Source organism: Enterococcus sp. M-BR2, assembly GCF_056612775.1.
In genome coordinates, this window is record NZ_CM152743.1 from 1,974,333 (window position 1) to 1,992,065 (window position 17,733).

A 17,733-nucleotide genomic window follows, 5' to 3' on the forward strand; every position below is an offset into this window, starting at 1 on the left:
TTCTGTTTTTTCTCGATTAAAAAAAATGTAGACAACAGCACAATACATTCGATTAGTATGTATAACGAAAAATAAAAACATCCGTTATCCTAAATGAATGGACAGCTACATAGATAAAAAACAAAAGATATTGTAAGCCAAACAACAGAAAAATTCTTCTATAAGTTTTGAAAAAAGAAACACCATTTAACCGCCAAACAACAAATTTTTGCCGATAAAGGCGGAAATAGCTCAGTGTGGAATAGGTAATCAAAACAATAACCAATAAAATAGTAATCGATAAATCAGTTATCCTTTGTCTTATGTCCCACAAATAAATCAACTGCAATTCTGTTTTCCTTAACTGTTCCATTGGGATCAAAAAAGGAAAGTTGTCTTCCAATCTTGCTTCCTTCAATAACGGAAGATATCTATCATAGGTTTCTTGTGCAGTCCCAATCAATGGAATTTTTAATGGTTCAGCAAAACTATTTCCTGTCAGAATATTTCTATGAGAAATGGGTAGATTGTTCAAAGTGAATACATGGATGATATTCGGCTGATTGATGATGATTGCCTGTTCTTGGTCAAAGGCAAAGATTTCTTGTTCATCTTGGATGGTATAAAACAAAACATCCTCTTCTTTTTTTGTTCGTCTATCAGGATTCGTTTCATTCAAAAACCAAGAACGAAGTTGAACAAAATCGGGCATCATTCGTTCTGGGATTAATATGATTTCTCGATCCTCATTTTTATCAATTTGGATAGGCTGATTTGTTATGCTGATGAGCGGATACTTGTCTAAATAGTTTGTATTTACATAAATAGATTGATGGATCAAAGGATTCTCTTCTTCAAAATAAGCACTTGTATCAACCTCGATTGCTCCATCATCCAACAGTTGCGAAAGCAACTTTGTTTTATCTAATCCTCTCATATCTTGAGAAAGATCTGTCAAAGTCGCTTCATTGCCACCAAGTCTTGGATAGAAAACGGCATGATTTTTTATTTCTTCAGGTACTGCTTCTGGTGTAACGAATGTGCGAGCATATTCAGCTAACGGAACAAGTTGTACCACACTAAAAAATAAAATCAACATTTTGACAGAATAGATAGTATAAAAGAATCCTTTACCAAAAGTTTGGCGATTTAGTTGCTTATTCAATGAAAGATTGCCTAGTAAATCAATCACAAAAAAAGAAATGATTAGACTAAAAATAAGCAAGAACAGTTGCACTAGCACAAACAAATGATTCACTGAATGTAGGACAAAGAAGAAAGCTACCAATAGATTCAAGAGAAAAAGGATGACTAATTCTTTTAATAATAATCTTTTTAAAATTTTTCTACTAGTTAAACCATTTAAACGATAGATCGCAATGTGTCTATTGTTCTCTAGTATCCATAAAATCAAGGAAAGGCTATAGAAAAGAGTAAATATCACAAAAGTAGATGCTTCTAATGTTCGAGATGGCGCAAATGTTTCTATGTCACTCTCATATTGAAAAGATGTTGGTTCGTACGCTGTCTCAAAGGAGAGATTGTATTCATCAGATAATTTTGATAGGAACCTATCTAGAGTTTTTTGATCTTTCGTTTCCACAAAAAAATCAGCTGGATTTAGCGCCTCAGCCATTTGTATCGGTAGTATAAAAAAATCTTCGTTTTTCAATTGTCTGTTTTCTAAATATTCCGCATCTGGATATTTCTCTAGGTCAGATGCAAAATAATTTTTTTCACTGATTATTTGAGGCTCTATGTAAAAATTGTTCAAAAGATGTGTTTCTGTTTGCTTGGAAAGAAAAAATGTATGTGTTTCACCTAAACGATCAAAAGAGATTTCTCCTGTTTCAGAAAAGGTATGGTCTCTCACACCATAGAATGAAACTTTTGCCATATAGTTTACATTCAATTTTTCTGAGACTGATTCAAGTATTTCTAGAACCCTAGTTTCTTGCTGTGGATCTACGATAAATTCTGGAAATCTGAACGGTGTAAAATACTCGGCCGTGTTTACCTTTTTTTGGAAATCTTCTTCCCTATTCACATTCCTAATGGCAACAGCCAATGCAAGACTTGAGAGTATAGACAACAGCAAAACGATTTTTTTCAATACTATATTAGTCATCGGCAAAACTCCTTGTTTTTAACGTAGTTAGTCAATTAAAAGTATAGATGGACACTAAACATTCAACAATCTATGTTTGTTAAGAAGTCATATTATTACAAATAGATATAGGTATATAGTCATGATATTACATAGAAAATATGGCTAACCTCATAGTATTTTAAATGTGGGAATAATCTATTTCCACAAAAAGAAAGAGGTGCTCTGCATTATGAGAAAAATTTTTTCTGTATCGTTTGTTGCAATTACTCTCTTGTCCCTTGCTATGCCTGTATCAGTAAATGCTGATGAAGTTGGATTTCAAAATGATGCACTAACAATGCCAATAACAGAGTCATTTCCAAATAGCGGAAGCATTGTTTTTGATGAAAACGGAAGAGTTCTTGATGTTTCAAATGAAATTTTGTTAGAAAAAAGCAATAGCACAGATGATCCTTTATCTAGACGACAAACTCATTTCCCTTGGGGCTTTTGGACAATTTCAACAGATGGTTTTCCTTTTGTTGCTTGGGGAAACGTAAGACTAAACTCAACTATTCATCATCGTACACGTCGTTATCGAGTTTCAGCCGTGCTACTAAACTCAAATGGAACAGTGATTAAAGCTAATCATGTCACTGGTAATGCCGGACAAACTCGTACTGCACGCGTTACAGGTTCAAATAGTTTAAGACATGCTCCTTCTTACTATATTTTTTAATCAACACAATAAATAAAGGCTGGATTAATATTCCAGCCTTTATTTATTTAATTTTTTATATCGATTTCTAAAAAAAGTTGGTGAAGTTCTTTCTTCTTTAAAAAAACTATTAAAAAAATGACTTGAATCATAAAAACCTAAAAAGTTAGAAATTTCTTCGATAGATAACTGAGTCATAAGTAAGTCATTCTTTGCATGTTCAATTCTATACTTTTCTCGATAATAACTATATGAGCAGCCAACATATTTCTTGAATTCTCTACTTAAATACGAATAATCATACCCAATTTTCTTCGCCCAAAATCCTAAAGAATGTCTATAGAAATTCTCAGTAGCCAATATTTCATCTATCACTAAGTACAGATATTTATTGACCTTTTTGGAATAGAATTTTCTTAGTTTACGAATACATTTACGTAGAACTATATGGGACTGAATAGTTTCACTCGTACAGAAAGGACCTAAAATAATCAAATGTTCTTTATCCTCTATTTTTTCTACCCGTATTAAAAAATGTTGATTGAATAGTGAGAACTGAAAATGTTGCTTCTCTCTTCTTAAAATCACCTTATCAATTATTTCATTGAATGCAACAATCAATTGCCTTTGTTTCACTTTAGATTTTATCTGCTTTTCAAAGTACTTCTTTTTTAATTCCCATGCTCTGTTTCTCTGGTCTATAAATAAAACATCAACAGGAATAAAATAAGTTCTAGACAACTTTAACACATAGACATTCACACACGCTTGGCAAGAAAAAACAGCATCATTTACACTATTGATAAACATTTGTACTCCTTTCTTGTCCACTTCAATCATATACCAATCAAATAATATCATAGTAAAGAGGAAAAATTGACTTTGGCAAAAAATACATACATTTTTTATTTCTATTAGTTGACACTCTCCAAATTTTGAAAGTGCCTTGTAGTGATAGAATTGAACTAGTACTCATAAGCAAATGAAGTCGCATCCATTAAATAAAACTACTTTACTCTGCTTACGCCTCGCTCTGTATTTTTTCATAATCAAAAAAAACACACCTTCCAAATAGAAGGTGTGTTTTGCTCGAATAATATTAACGTTTTGAAAATTGTGAAGCTTTACGAGCTTTCTTAAGACCTGGTTTTTTACGTTCGACCATACGTGCGTCACGTGTAAGCAAGCCAGCACGTTTAAGCGCTAAACGGAAGTCAGGATCAACTTCTAGCAATGCACGAGCGATACCATGACGGATAGCTCCTGATTGTCCAGCGTATCCTCCGCCGTTTACGTTAACAAATACGTCATATGCGCCTTTTGTTTCAGTAACAGCGAAAGGTTGATTGATTACTTCACGCAAGTCAGCATGTGGAATGTATTCTTCAACATCTTTTTTATTTACAGTAATTTTGCCAGTTCCTGGTACTAGACGTACGCGAGCAACTGCGTTTTTACGACGGCCTGTGCCGATATATTGAACTTGTGCCAATGAAATTCCCTCCTATTAGATTAAGTTTGTGATGTCTAAAACTTCTGGTTGTTGTGCTGCATGTGGATGTTCTGCTCCACCGTATACGTTCAATTTTGTAAATTGTTTGCGGCCTAAAGTGTTTTTAGGAAGCATACCTTTTACAGAAGTTTCGATCAAACGACGAGAATTTTTAGCACGCAATTCGCCAGCAGTGATTGATTTCAATCCTCCTGGGTAGTTGCTGTGACGGTAATAAATTTTGTCAGTCGCTTTTTTACCTGTTAATTTCACTTTGTCTGCATTGATGACGATGACGAAATCGCCAGTATCCAAATGAGGTGTGAAAGTTGGTTTATTTTTACCACGTAGTACAGATGCAACAACTGTTGAAAGACGTCCCAATGGAACATCAGTTGCGTCTACTACATACCATTTACGTTCTACTTCGCCTGGTTTGGCCATATATGTTGTACGCACGTTATTTTCCTCCAATTTAAGTTCTGATGTTTGACATACACTTCGAGTTTCCGGGGCTCTTTGTGGGGCAAACAATACCATTTAACATATTACCTTCTAATCTGGTCAATGTCAACGTTTTTTTGACCGGTTGAAAAAATTACATGAAACTTTACTTTTTTCCTTTCTTTTTATGTAAAAGGGTCGTTTTCTAATATAGAAGAAACCGCGAAACGATGCTGTTCCGCGGTTTCTTCTATATAAAAGGATAAGTTTCGCGCTTACGCGTCGATCTCTGGCGCTTTGCCCAAATGAGCTTGGATCATCCAGATACGTTTTTCTGTGGCTGTTTTGAATTCGATAAAGATATCTTGTGTTGGATCGTCGCCTTCTTCTCCAGAAACTTCGATTCCTTTTTGGTAAAGATCTGCTAGATAACGGTAGCCTGCAACAAGTGTTTCCAAACGTTCAGGAATCGTGCGGTCCCAACGTCCTACTTCATCAGGGATTTTCGTGTTATCTGCAAATTCACGCAATGTAGAATAAGGTGAACCGTCTAATGTGATCAAGCGTTCGGATACTTCATCTAACTGAGCGTTCAAATCGTCCATGAACTCATCCATCATTGGGTGCAATGTAAGGAAACCTGGTCCTCTCATGTACCAATGTGTTTGGTGAACAACAACAGACATTTGGCTTAGATCTGCAACTAATTGATTTAATACTTCTTTGGTTTGTTGGAATTTCATCTTTCTTGCCTCCTAACATTTTCTTACACTTAAAATAATAGTAGACTTTTAATGAAAAGTACAACAAAATCATTTACCTGAGAACGATTTTCATTTCGCTTTTTTATCCGTAAAGCCAATCATTTTTCAGAATCAGCTAATTCTTCTCGCAGTTGAGCAAATTGCTGATAAGTCTGTGCTAAATGCTTTTGTGTCGAAACAAATAATGGATAGATTTTCTGATATTTTTTATGATCGTTTTCTTGTACTCCGACTTGCTCTTTCAATTCTATCAATTCCTGTGCTTCACTGATACTTTGAATCTTTCCGATGCTTCGCCAGCCTAAAATCACAGCTCCTAATGCGGATGCTTCTGTAACAGTAGGGAAAACAAGCGGGTACCCTAGTACATCAGCCATCATCTGACGAAAAATCGGAGATTGAGCAAACCCGCCTGTAGCACGGATCTCTGTGAGCTGATTTTCTTGGCAAACTCCTTTTAAAATCCGATAAAGATTGAGACAGATCCCCTCTAGAATCGCCTTCATCATTTCTTTTTCTGTATGTTGCCGCTGTAAGCCGATAAAACTACCAAACGCATCTGCGTCCCAAAGCGGTGCTCGCTCGCCAAGCAAATAGGGATGAAAAATCAGACCATTGGCACCCGCTGGCACAAAAGCAATAGCTGAAAGCAGTGCATCATATGGATTTTCACCTTTTTCTTTAGCAGATTGAACGACTTCCTGTAAAAATGTATGCCCTGCCCAATCAAAGATGCCAGCACCATTGCTAGTCGCTCCTCCTACTACCCAATGTTTCTGATCCAGAACATAACAAAACGTCTCCATTTCTGGATGGAACTGAGGCTGAGTAGTAATAAAACGAAGTGCTCCGCTCGTTCCTACGGTCAAAGCGGCAATCGTATCACCAAAAGCGCCTAGCCCTAGATTAGAAAGCGGGCCGTCTGCCCCTCCCAAAACAAATGATATATCATTTGGCAAACCTAGTTCTGCTGCTGTTTCTGACGGTAGACCTGTTACTTGATAGGTGGAAGGAAACACTTGCGGCAATTGTTCTGTTCGAATGCCCAAGTAGTCAAGCACTTCTTCTGCCCATTGGAATTCATGGATATCAAAGTATCCAGTTCCTGAAGCTGTTCCGTAGTCGCTGATGAGTTCTCCAAACAATCTATAAAAAATATAGTCTTTGATACCGACAAAATAAGCAGTTTTTTTAAATAATTCAGGTTGGCTGTTTTGCAACCACTTGATTTTGTTCAATGGTGTCATTGGATGAATCGGTGTCCCAGTCTGCCGATAAAATTCTTTGCCAAGCACGGTATATTTCAGTCTTTCTGCTTCGTCCGCTGCTCGGTTATCTGCCCAAGTGATCATTCGAGATAACGGTGTTTTCTCTTCATCCAACAATATCAGGCTATGCATCGCAGAGGAGAAGGAGACAAATTGAATGGTCGTGTCTGAAGGCAACTGTTTAATTACTTCTTTTATAACGGTGCAGACGCCCTGAAAGATCAATTCCTGATCTTGTTCTGCCATCCCTTGTGTTTCTTGGATCAAAGGGTAGCGAAAATAAGCGGATGCTGCTTCTTGGGCTTCATCTGTGAAAGCAACTGCTTTGGTTTGTGTGGTTCCGATATCTAATCCGATTGAAACGTTCATTTTTTCACCTCAAATTTTATGTATGTACAAAAATTTAGTTTAAGCTTGCGTATCTTGGTTTTGAAAAGGGGGAGATGGCGTGTTACTTTATTTTATCATTGGTTGCTGTATTGGGTCATTTTTATGTTTAACCGCCCAGCGGATTCCGTTAGGTCACTCTATTATTTATCCTAGATCTCATTGTGTCAAATGCTGTCGTTCGCTTTCTTGGTATGAATTGATTCCGATTCTTTCGATCATCGTCCAACGATTTCGCTGCCGCTATTGCCGGTGTCGGTTGCCCTTCTACTATTTGTTGGCAGAAGTCTTATGTGGTGGTCTTTTTGTCTGGTTCTTTACTTTTTCTTCCGCAAGAAATTTTTCGACGTTCATTTGGGTGCTTTCGGCTTTGCTATTTTCGTTGATGGACTTGTTTTACTTCATGGTCCATTCTCACACGCTATTCTGCTCCTGGGCTGTCTTATGGATTTTTTGGTTGCAGGCCGGCGTTTTCCAATGGCACAGTATGTTGTTAACGTTCATCGTAGGCGCTGCATGCCTTCGCTATGGTCAATCCTATCTCGGTGCTGGCGATACTCTGTTGGTGCTTTCTTGGAGTGGGGGCTTGCCTCTGGAAGAGTTGCTTCGGGTCTTGTTTCTGGCTAGCCTGTTTGGAATATCCTTTTTTTCTGTTTACTTTATCTGTCATAAAAAAAAGTTGGAAAAGCTGCCTTTCATTCCTTTTTTGAGTAGTGCCCTGCTGATCGTCCTTCATTTTAGGTATTGAAAAAAGGTTGTGACAAACGACTTGTCACAACCTCTGATATACAGTGTTCCAAAAGTAGCTTTTTCGGCTTCTTATTTCTTGTCGCCCCAATGTCGACGAATGAAACCGGCACGTCCAGAACCTTCTCGATAAAGATTGTAATGGAGCTTGTTTTTCTTGTAATAATCCTGATGATAATCTTCTGCAGGATAAAATTCGCTTCTTGGTTCGATTTTTGTCACGATTGGCTTATCGAATCGTCCGCTGTCTTGCAATGCTTGTTTTGAACGCTCTGCAATGTTTCGTTCTTCTTCATCACTATAGTAGATCACTGGTCGATAAGAATCACCACGATCAGCGAACTGTCCTAACGCGTCAGTCGGATCGGTTTGCTGCCAATAGATTTCCACCAACTGATCATAAGAAATAACTTCTGGGTCATATTCGATCTCTACGGCTTCTGTATGCCCTGTTGTGCCTGTTGTTACTTGTTCGTAAGTTGGATTTGGTACATGCCCGCCTGTATAACCGGATGTCACAGAAATGATCCCTGGCTGCTCTTCAAATGGTTTGACCATACACCAAAAGCATCCGCCTGCGAAAACTGCTTTTTTTGTCATATAAAATCCCCCTTTTTTCTCATCATACCTGTTTTATAGATAATTAAAATTATTTTGCTCGTTTTTTACCCCCTGCCGGTATTTTAGCAGATTTTTCTTCATTTTCCTTCTTTTTCAATTGGTTGTGGATAACTATGACAATTGTATCGAATCATTTTTTCCACAGGCAAGAAAAAGTTGTCTTTTCAACCACGTTGTGTATAAGTTTTATATGGTATGCTTATCCCAAAATTATGTACCTTTATTTTTTCATGCGAATAAATAAATCCATATTATCGGAGGGATAACTATGCCTAAAGCAAAAAGAAAACATTCAGATACACCCACTGACTTTATTGCATTTGATGAACTATTAACTAAAGCGAACAAAAAAATAAAAACGCCTCCAGCACCACCCCACGAATTTGATTTTCTTTCACATGAATTTGATTTTCCTTCACACGAATTTGATTTTCCTTCAAATGATGATTCTCTAACGCTCAGCGAAAACGAGAGGCAAGTCATCAATGAACTAGCGGAAATATTGCCCGATTCGATCCTCCATCAACAAGCAGTCGAAGAACCAACCCCATCTACTTCTGCTGGTTCAGAGTCAGCCTTTGTTGCGGATAAGCAAAAAATGGACAGTTCAGTAGAAGGAAATGTTGCAAATAGTGCTCAGCAGCGTCTATATGAGATATTTGGCAATGTTTCTTTTCAAAAAGGAAGAGAAAAACGAATACCGCAAGAAGTGTACGATCAAATCCAACAAGCCTTAACATTGCCTGATCTTAATCAAAGTCAGATTGCCTTATTTTTTGGCGTATCCAAGTCTACAGTAAATACTATGTCCCAAAAAAAATTTGAAAAAGAGTATGATATCATTGATAAACGATATACTCATCAGCTTTTGCGTGAGAGAATTGGCGAAGTTTCCAGCAAACAAGGGCGATTTATATCACAAGAATTACGTAATCAAGTCCAACAAGCCTTAACAATACCTGATATCAAACAAAGACATATTGCATCGTTTTTCGGTCTATCCAGATCCGCAATTTCTTATATATATCAAGAAATGATAGGTAATGAACAGTCAGCTGATATAGCAAAACCTGTAGCTTCAAAATCATCTCCCACTCTTTCTTCTAACCAAACAAATGAGAGGTAAGCTACTTCGTATAAGCAAAAAAAGGGATTGTGACAAGATTTTGTCACAATCCCTTTTTCCGAATAAACGGTGTTCAATCAGCTGACCCTCGGTATTAGTTCAACAAACGGCAAAATATGAGGAACTATTTTTCCGTTTATTTCTCTAATACTCAGGTCAAAACGCTGATTTCACAACCTCTTATACACGGTGTTCCAGAAGTAACTTCTTCGGAAATAAGCCGAAATTTCACAAAAATTTGAGAAGCAATTTTCGTAAATTTTTTCTTATTTCTTGAAGCTGACCACTTCTGTCACAACCTCTATTTTGTTTGATTGTTCATTGCATCTTCTGCAGCCATTTGCGCTTCAATATCTGAAATACTGTAGACATTTTCGCTTGCTACACCGACTTCTTTTGGTTCCATGTCACGGTAACGTTGCATACCAGTACCAGCTGGGATGATCTTACCGATAATAACATTTTCTTTCAAACCAAGAAGAGGATCTTTCTTACCGCGGATCGCAGCATCCGTCAAGACACGAGTTGTTTCTTGGAATGATGCAGCAGATAAGAAACTATTTGTTTCTAATGATGCTTTTGTGATACCTAGCAAGACAGGTCGAGAAGTTGCAGGAACGCCTCCTGAGACTAGCGTATTGTAGTTTTGATCTTTAAAGTCTGCGATGTCTAATAATGTACCTGGTAAGATATCTGTATCACCTGGATCCATTACACGAACTTTACGCAGCATTTGACGAACCATTACTTCGATATGCTTGTCGCCGATTTCTACCCCTTGCATACGGTAAACGCGTTGTACTTCACGAAGCAAGTAGTTTTCAACAGATAATACATCGCGGACTTGCAACAATTGTTTTGGATCGATTGATCCTTCTGTCAATGGTGCGCCACGGTGGATCATATCGCCTTCTGCTACTTTCATACGTGCTGTATAAGGAACAGTATACGTACGTGTATCTGTTTTTCCTTTGATTGTTACTTCTTTGGTACGTGTTGCAGGATCTTCTGAGATATCGATGACATCCCCTGTTACTTCTGTAATTACTGCTTGCCCTTTCGGATTACGTGCTTCAAAGATTTCTTGGACACGAGGAAGACCTTGAGTGATATCGTCTCCGGCAACCCCACCCGTATGGAATGTACGCATCGTCAACTGAGTACCAGGTTCACCGATTGATTGAGCGGCGATCGTACCAACTGCTTCTCCGACTTCAACGTCAGAGCCAGTTGCAAGGTTGCGTCCGTAACAATGTTTGCAGACACCATGTTTTGTATTACATGTGAAGACAGAACGGATCGTCACTGTTTCGACACCTGCATCAACAATTTGTTTTGCAATGTCTTCGGAAATCAATTGGTTTCCTGCGATAATCAATTCATTTGTTTCAGGATGACGTACTTCTTTACGAGTGTAACGTCCCACCAAACGATCTTCTAATGATTCGATGATTTCATTTCCTTCACGGATTGCTTGGATTTCAAGACCTCGGTCAGTACCGCAATCTTCTTCACGGATAATTACATCTTGGGCCACATCAACCAGACGACGAGTCAAGTAACCTGAATCGGCAGTCTTCAAGGCTGTATCGGTCATCCCTTTACGAGCTCCGTGAGTTGAGATAAACATTTCCAAGACAGATAGTCCTTCACGGAAGTTCGAAATGATTGGCAATTCCATGATTCGACCATTAGGAGCGGCCATCAAACCACGCATTCCGGCAAGCTGTGTAAAGTTGGAAATGTTCCCACGAGCTCCAGAATCAGACATCATGAAGATTGGGTTTTTCGCTTCCAAACCTTCCATCAGTTTTTGTTGGATGCTGTCTTTTGCAGCGTTCCAAACAGCAATGACACGTTCATAACGTTCGTCATCTGTAATCAGACCACGACGGAATTGTTTTGTAATAGTTTCAACTTGTTTATGGGCATTTTCAATGATTTCTTGTTTTTCATTCAGTACACTGATGTCAGCAATCCCTACTGTGATACCGGCATGTGTTGAATGTTTGTACCCTAAGTCTTTCATACGGTCAAGCATCTTAGAAGTTTCTGTTACTTTGAATCGTTTGAAGACTTCTGCGATGATGTTCCCTAAGTTTTTCTTCTTGAACGGTAACACTAATTCTTGCTCTTTGATATGTGCAGGAATATCCGTACCAGCTTCAACGAAGTATTTGTCCGGTGTTTGGACAGTCAAGTTGAAGTCTGTTGGTTCATTCAGATAAGGGAATTCAGGAGGCATGATCTCGTTGAAGATGATCTTACCAACTGTTGTGATCATCGTACGTTCTTTTTGCCATTCAGTAAATGGTTTTTCTCCTAATGAGTTAGGGTTCACACCGATACGTGAATGTAAATGAACGTATCCGTTGCGCCATGCGATAACGGCTTCGTTTTGATCTCTGAAGACCATTCCTTCGCCTTCGCGTCCTTCTTCTTCCATTGTCAAGTAGTAGTTACCTAGAACCATATCTTGAGAAGGAGTAACAACTGGTTTACCATCTTTAGGGTTCAAGATGTTTTGAGCAGCTAACATCAACATACGTGCTTCTGCTTGTGCTTCTTCATTCAATGGCACGTGGACAGCCATTTGGTCTCCATCGAAATCGGCATTATAAGCTTCACATACAAGTGGATGCAAACGGATTGCGCGTCCTTGTACTAAAACTGGTTCGAATGCTTGGATACCAAGTCGGTGAAGCGTAGGTGCCCGGTTCAGCAATACTGGGTGTTCCTTGATTACGTCTTCTAAAACATCCCATACTTCGTCTTCTTGACGTTCGATTTTACGTTTCGCATTTTTGATGTTTGAAGCTAGTTCACGTTGAACAAGCTCACGCATCACGAATGGTTTGAATAATTCAATGGCCATTTCTTTTGGAAGTCCACATTGGTACATCTTCAAGAAAGGTCCAACAACGATAACGGAACGACCGGAGTAGTCCACACGTTTACCTAGCAAGTTTTGACGGAAACGACCTTGTTTCCCTTTCAACATATGAGAAAGAGATTTCAATGGGCGGTTACCTGGTCCAGTTACTGGACGTCCGCGACGACCGTTATCGATCAATGCATCTACTGCTTCTTGCAACATGCGTTTTTCGTTTTGAACGATGATTCCAGGTGCGTTCAAGTCTAATAAACGTTTCAAACGGTTATTACGGTTGATGACACGACGGTAAAGATCATTCAAGTCACTTGTTGCAAAACGTCCACCTTCTAATTGAACCATTGGGCGCAAATCTGGTGGAATAACAGGGATAACATCCATAACCATCCAGCTTGGTTGATTTCCTGAAGCGCGGAATGCTTCTAAAATATCCAACCGGCGGATTGCACGTGTACGTTTTTGTCCTTGTGCAGATTTCAATTCTTCTTTCAATTCGGCTGCTTCTGCATCTAGATCAACATTATCAAGTAATTGTTTGATCGCTTCTGCACCCATAGCAGCTTGGAATTCTTGTCCATATTGTTCACGTTTTTCGCGATATTCGCGTTCTGTCAACAATTGTTTTTTCTCTAAATTCGTGTTTCCTGGTTCGATAACCACATATGAAGCAAAATAAATGATTTCTTCCAAAGCGCGTGGGCTCATGTCTAATACAAGACCCATACGTGAAGGAATCCCTTTAAAGTACCAGATATGTGAAACAGGAGCTGCTAATTCAATATGTCCCATGCGTTCACGGCGAACTTTCGAACGAGTAACTTCCACTCCGCATCGATCACAAACGATTCCTTTATAACGGATACGTTTGTATTTTCCGCAGGCACATTCCCAGTCTTTTGTAGGACCAAAAATCCGCTCACAGAACAACCCTTCGCGTTCAGGTTTTAAGGTACGATAGTTAATCGTCTCAGGTTTTTTTACTTCACCGTAAGACCAGCTTCTGATTTTTTCGGGAGAAGCCAAACCTATTTGCATACTTTCGAATTTATTTACATCGATCAAAAGGGGTTCCCTCCATTTCATTTAATGGCAAACCGCAAGACGGCTGATCTTCGACCGCCTTGCAGCTCATAGACCGGATTAGTCTAAATTATCTTCTGCGGTTTCAAAGTTTTGGATGACATCGTCTCTTTCATCTTCCACTTGTTCAGCAGCTTTCTTTTCTAATTCTTTGGCAGTTTGCTGTTCGGCAAATTTTGTCAAAGCATCAACAGTAATCAAATCGTCGTCTTCATCGTCCATGTCGCGAAGCTCGATTTCTGTCTCTTCGATATCCAAGACACGCATGTCCAGACCTAGTGATTGCAATTCTTTCACCAATACGCGGAAGGATTCCGGTACACCTGGTTTTGGAATTGGTTCACCTTTGACGATTGCTTCGTATGTTTTCACACGTCCGACTACGTCATCTGATTTGTATGTCAAGATTTCTTGTAAAGTATAAGCCGCACCGTAAGCTTCCAGTGCCCATACTTCCATTTCACCAAAACGTTGTCCACCAAATTGAGCTTTACCTCCCAATGGTTGTTGTGTAACCAATGAGTAAGGTCCGATTGAACGTGCATGCAATTTGTCATCAACCATGTGAGCAAGTTTGATCATGTACATTACACCGACAGACACACGTCCGTCAAATGGCTCACCTGTACGTCCGTCGTACAGAACAGTTTTCGCATCGCTGGCCATACCGGCTTCACGAACTGTTTCCCATACGTCTTCATCACTTGCACCATCGAATACTGGCGTTGCTACGTGGATACCCAACTGACGTGCAGCCATACCCAAGTGTAATTCCAATACTTGTCCGATGTTCATACGTGAAGGCACCCCTAAAGGATTCAGCATGATATCGATTGGTGTTCCATCAGGTAGGAATGGCATATCTTCTTCCGGCATAATACGGGATACAACCCCTTTATTTCCGTGACGACCGGCCATTTTATCCCCTTCATGGATTTTACGTTTTTGAACGATATAAACACGAACTAACATGTTTACGCCTGGTGACAATTCATCTCCAGCTTCACGAGTAAAGATTTTCACATCGTGAACGATCCCGCCGCCGCCATGCGGTACACGTAATGATGTATCGCGGACTTCACGAGCTTTTTCGCCAAAGATCGCATGCAATAGACGTTCTTCTGCAGATAATTCTGTTACCCCTTTTGGCGTGACTTTCCCTACAAGCAAATCGCCATCTTGGACTTCTGCGCCGATACGGATAATACCCATTTCGTCTAAATCTTTCAATGCGTCTTCCCCAACATTAGGGATTTCGCGTGTGATTTCTTCAGGTCCTAATTTTGTATCGCGGGCTTCTGATTCATATTCTTCAATATGAATAGAAGTGTATACGTCATCTTTTACCAAACGACGGCTCATGATGATCGCATCTTCATAGTTGTACCCTTCCCAAGTCATGAAACCAACTAAAACGTTTTGACCTAGAGCCATTTCGCCTTGTTCCATAGATGGTCCGTCTGCCAGAGTATCCCCTTTTTCGACTTTCTCACCCAAATGAACGATTGGACGTTGGTTGTAGCTTGTTCCGGAGTTTGAACGACGGAATTTTGTTACATCGTATTTATCTAATGCACCGTTGTCGCGGCGTACGCGGATTTCAGAAGCATCAACGTATTCAACGACACCGTCATGTTTACATAACAAAGCAGCTCCTGAGTCATGCGCTGATTTGTATTCCATACCAGTACCAACCCATGGTGCTTGAGGATTGATCAACGGCACTGCTTGACGCTGCATGTTGGCACCCATCAAGGCACGATTGGAGTCATCGTTTTCCAAGAAAGGAATACATGCTGTCGCAACGGCAACTACTTGTTTAGGTGATACGTCCATGTAGTCTACTTTATCAATAGATACTTCTAAGTTTTCACTTTGAGCACGAGCCATAACAACGTCTTGAGCAAATGTTCCATCTTCATTCAATGGGCTGTTTGCTTGGGCTACGATGTAATGGTCTTCGATATCTGCTGTCAAGTAGTCGATTTGGTCAGTAACACGACCAGTTTCGCGGTCTACACGACGATAAGGTGTTTCGATAAATCCGAATTTATTTACTTTCGCATAACTGGACAAACTATTGATCAACCCGATGTTTGGGCCTTCAGGAGTTTCGATCGGACACATACGGCCATAGTGGGAGTAGTGAACGTCACGAACTTCATAACCGGCACGATCACGAGTCAATCCGCCAGGTCCTAAGGCTGAAAGACGACGTTTGTGTGTCAATTCGCCAAGAGGGTTTGTTTGATCCATGAACTGTGACAACTGAGAAGAACCAAAGAATTCTTTGATACTTGCCACAACTGGACGGATATTGATCAATTGTTGAGGTGTCAATGTTTCAGTATCTTGGATCGACATTCTTTCACGAACCACACGTTCCATACGTGCTAGCCCGATACGGAATTGGTTTTGTAAAAGTTCGCCGACTGAACGGATACGACGATTTCCTAAGTGGTCGATATCATCAACATTGCCGATACCTTCCATCAAGTTCAAGAAATAGCTCATTGAAGCAATGATGTCGGCTGGACGAACTGTTTTTACAGCTGCTTCTGGATAGCCGTTTCCAATCACGTTCACTTCACGTTCAGGATCTCTTGGTGAAAATACTTTGATGATTTGGACAGTCATTGGATCTGTGACCACACCATCTTCTGATGGATAGTAAGTCACTGAATTTAGACCGTTATCAATGAAAGGAGCTAATGTTTCCATGACTTGGTGAGTCAAGACTGTTCCTTTTTCAACGATGATCTCGCCTGTTTCTGGATCAACTAATGTTTCAGCTAATGTCAGATTCAATAGACGTGTTTTTAAATCTAATTTTTTGTTTACTTTGTAACGACCAACGTTTGCTAAGTCGTAACGTTTTGGATCGAAGAAACGAGCATTCAGCAAGTTACGTGAGCTGTCTGCTGTTTTTGGTTCGCCTGGACGCAAACGTTCGTAGACGTCTTTCAAACCTTCTTCTGTTCTTGAGTCGCTTGCGTTTTTATGCAAGTCTTTTTCGACTGTATTGCGTAATGTTTCGCTGTCGCCGAAGATTTCAAAGATCGTATCATCGGAACCAAATCCTAACGCACGAACTAATACGGTTAAAGGAATCTTACGTGTACGGTCGATACGTACATAAGAGATGTCTTTTGCATCAGTTTCCATTTCTAACCAAGCGCCACGGTTAGGGATAACAGTAGAACCGAATCCTTCTTTTCCGTTTTTGTCGACTTTTCCATGGAAATAGACACCTGGTGAACGGACTAACTGAGAAACGATTACTCGCTCTGCCCCGTTGATGATGAATGTTCCTTGTTCTGTCATTAATGGGAAATCACCGAAGAATACTTCTTGTGCTTTGATTTCGCCAGTCTCGCGGTTTGTCAAACGCAATGTTACATGTAATGGTGCAGAGTAGTTTGCATCATGCGCACGAGCTTCTGCTACTGTATACTTTGGTTCTTTCAATTCATAATCTACAAATTCCAAAGATAGATTGCCATTGAAGTCATCGATTGGCAAAATGTCTTCAAACATTTCTCTAAGTTCCTCATCTAAGAACCATTGGTAAGAGTCTGTTTGAATTTCGATCAAATTTGGTAATTCCAACACTTCACTGATTCTTGCGAAACTTCTACGTTCGCGATGTTTTCCGTATTTTACTACGTGTCCAGCCAAGCTCTTCACCCCTCTAAAATGTCATTCAAAAAGACTACCCGATCAATTGTTACAATAATATTTCAAATATTATTTCTAGGTAACAACAGACATTTTTTGCGGCTTTTAGGCAAAAAAAAACCAAAAATAGAACATTCTCTTGAAACCTTACTTCGTGAGCTTCTACTTTTGTTTCCTTATATTAAAGCCGAAACGGACAATATTTCGTTTCTGCCTTTTCTTCATCAGATAGTTTTTGCAACTTCATATACTACACTTATTTTCTATAAAAGTCAACACTTCCTGGCGTTTCTTCTGCTTTTTCGCAATGTTTTCTTAATGTTTTCAATTTTATGTTTTCAATTATCTGACAATTCTTAATTGACAGACCGTTTTTTCTCGGTTATACTTTAGAAAATTCATTTTGTGGAGGAACTTCTATGCGAACCAACATCAAGCAAATCGTAC

At 39.3% G+C, this 17,733-nt stretch carries 12 protein-coding genes; 3 read left to right on the forward strand and 9 right to left on the reverse strand.

Going from position 1 to position 17,733, the window contains the following annotated elements:
- Positions 1–52 precede the first annotated feature (52 nt).
- Positions 53–2,107 carry a hypothetical protein gene (locus AC1F25_RS09630; protein WP_479994073.1) on the reverse strand — a complete coding sequence of 685 codons (2,055 nt, stop codon included), beginning with the start codon at positions 2,105–2,107 and terminating at the stop codon, positions 53–55.
- A gap of 211 nt (positions 2,108–2,318) precedes the next feature.
- Here AC1F25_RS09630 and AC1F25_RS09635 point away from each other — a divergent pair, with 211 nt between their 5' ends.
- Positions 2,319–2,807 (forward strand): hypothetical protein, encoded by a 489-nt coding sequence (locus tag AC1F25_RS09635; protein WP_087062873.1) that lies wholly within the window; start codon positions 2,319–2,321, stop codon positions 2,805–2,807.
- Positions 2,808–2,846: 39 nt separating this feature from the next.
- On the opposite strand, the gene AC1F25_RS09640 is transcribed toward AC1F25_RS09635, so the two are convergent.
- The 5 genes from AC1F25_RS09640 to AC1F25_RS09660 all read right to left on the reverse strand — a co-directional run bounded on the left by AC1F25_RS09640 (position 2,847) and on the right by AC1F25_RS09660 (position 7,123).
- Positions 2,847–3,596 carry a helix-turn-helix domain-containing protein gene (locus tag AC1F25_RS09640; protein ID WP_229103285.1) on the reverse strand — a complete coding sequence of 250 codons (750 nt, stop codon included), beginning with the start codon at positions 3,594–3,596 and terminating at the stop codon, positions 2,847–2,849.
- Between the two features lie 289 nt (positions 3,597–3,885).
- Complete coding sequence (gene rpsI / locus AC1F25_RS09645) at positions 3,886–4,278, reverse strand: 30S ribosomal protein S9 (RefSeq protein ID WP_002287505.1); 393 nt, start codon at positions 4,276–4,278, stop codon at positions 3,886–3,888.
- A 15-nt stretch (positions 4,279–4,293) separates the two neighbouring features.
- Complete coding sequence (rplM, locus tag AC1F25_RS09650; protein ID WP_002323724.1) at positions 4,294–4,722, reverse strand: 50S ribosomal protein L13; 429 nt, start codon at positions 4,720–4,722, stop codon at positions 4,294–4,296.
- Between the two features lie 275 nt (positions 4,723–4,997).
- Positions 4,998–5,465: a Dps family protein gene (locus AC1F25_RS09655; protein ID WP_002310545.1), complete on the reverse strand. Its 468-nt coding sequence runs from the start codon at positions 5,463–5,465 to the stop codon at positions 4,998–5,000.
- Positions 5,466–5,584: 119 nt separating this feature from the next.
- Positions 5,585–7,123, reverse strand: a complete 1,539-nt coding sequence (locus tag AC1F25_RS09660) for a gluconokinase (protein WP_479994074.1) — start codon at positions 7,121–7,123, stop codon at positions 5,585–5,587.
- A gap of 79 nt (positions 7,124–7,202) precedes the next feature.
- Between AC1F25_RS09660 and AC1F25_RS09665 the strand changes: the two genes are divergently transcribed.
- Positions 7,203–7,889: a prepilin peptidase gene (locus AC1F25_RS09665; RefSeq protein ID WP_002335261.1), complete on the forward strand. Its 687-nt coding sequence runs from the start codon at positions 7,203–7,205 to the stop codon at positions 7,887–7,889.
- Between the two features lie 71 nt (positions 7,890–7,960).
- Here the strand turns inward: AC1F25_RS09665 and msrA are convergent, their stop codons facing one another.
- On the reverse strand, positions 7,961–8,488 hold the full coding sequence (gene msrA, locus AC1F25_RS09670) for a peptide-methionine (S)-S-oxide reductase MsrA (RefSeq protein ID WP_002310548.1): 528 nt from the start codon (positions 8,486–8,488) through the stop codon (positions 7,961–7,963).
- Between the two features lie 289 nt (positions 8,489–8,777).
- On the opposite strand from msrA, the gene AC1F25_RS09675 reads away from it, so the two are divergent.
- A complete protein-coding gene (locus AC1F25_RS09675) occupies positions 8,778–9,635 on the forward strand; it encodes a hypothetical protein (RefSeq protein ID WP_138315249.1) in 858 nt (285 codons plus the stop codon).
- A gap of 301 nt (positions 9,636–9,936) precedes the next feature.
- On the opposite strand, the gene rpoC is transcribed toward AC1F25_RS09675, so the two are convergent.
- Together rpoC and rpoB are read right to left on the reverse strand one after the other, a co-directional pair.
- Positions 9,937–13,590 carry a DNA-directed RNA polymerase subunit beta' gene (rpoC, locus tag AC1F25_RS09680; protein WP_002295965.1) on the reverse strand — a complete coding sequence of 1,218 codons (3,654 nt, stop codon included), beginning with the start codon at positions 13,588–13,590 and terminating at the stop codon, positions 9,937–9,939.
- Between the two features lie 78 nt (positions 13,591–13,668).
- Entirely contained in the window at positions 13,669–17,286 is a 3,618-nt protein-coding gene (rpoB, locus tag AC1F25_RS09685; protein WP_479994075.1) for a DNA-directed RNA polymerase subunit beta, read from the reverse strand.
- Between the last annotated feature and the right edge of the window lie 447 nt (positions 17,287–17,733).

Coding starts and splice junctions, on each gene's coding strand:
- AC1F25_RS09630 (WP_479994073.1), bottom strand. CDS start 2,107: ATGACTAATATAGTATTGAAAAAAATCGTTTTGCTGTTGTCTATACTC.
- AC1F25_RS09635 (WP_087062873.1), top strand. CDS start 2,319: ATGAGAAAAATTTTTTCTGTATCGTTTGTTGCAATTACTCTCTTGTCC.
- AC1F25_RS09640 (WP_229103285.1), bottom strand. CDS start 3,596: ATGTTTATCAATAGTGTAAATGATGCTGTTTTTTCTTGCCAAGCGTGT.
- rplM (WP_002323724.1), bottom strand. CDS start 4,722: ATGGCCAAACCAGGCGAAGTAGAACGTAAATGGTATGTAGTAGACGCA.
- AC1F25_RS09655 (WP_002310545.1), bottom strand. CDS start 5,465: ATGAAATTCCAACAAACCAAAGAAGTATTAAATCAATTAGTTGCAGAT.
- AC1F25_RS09660 (WP_479994074.1), bottom strand. CDS start 7,123: ATGAACGTTTCAATCGGATTAGATATCGGAACCACACAAACCAAAGCA.
- msrA (WP_002310548.1), bottom strand. CDS start 8,488: ATGACAAAAAAAGCAGTTTTCGCAGGCGGATGCTTTTGGTGTATGGTC.
- AC1F25_RS09675 (WP_138315249.1), top strand. CDS start 8,778: ATGCCTAAAGCAAAAAGAAAACATTCAGATACACCCACTGACTTTATT.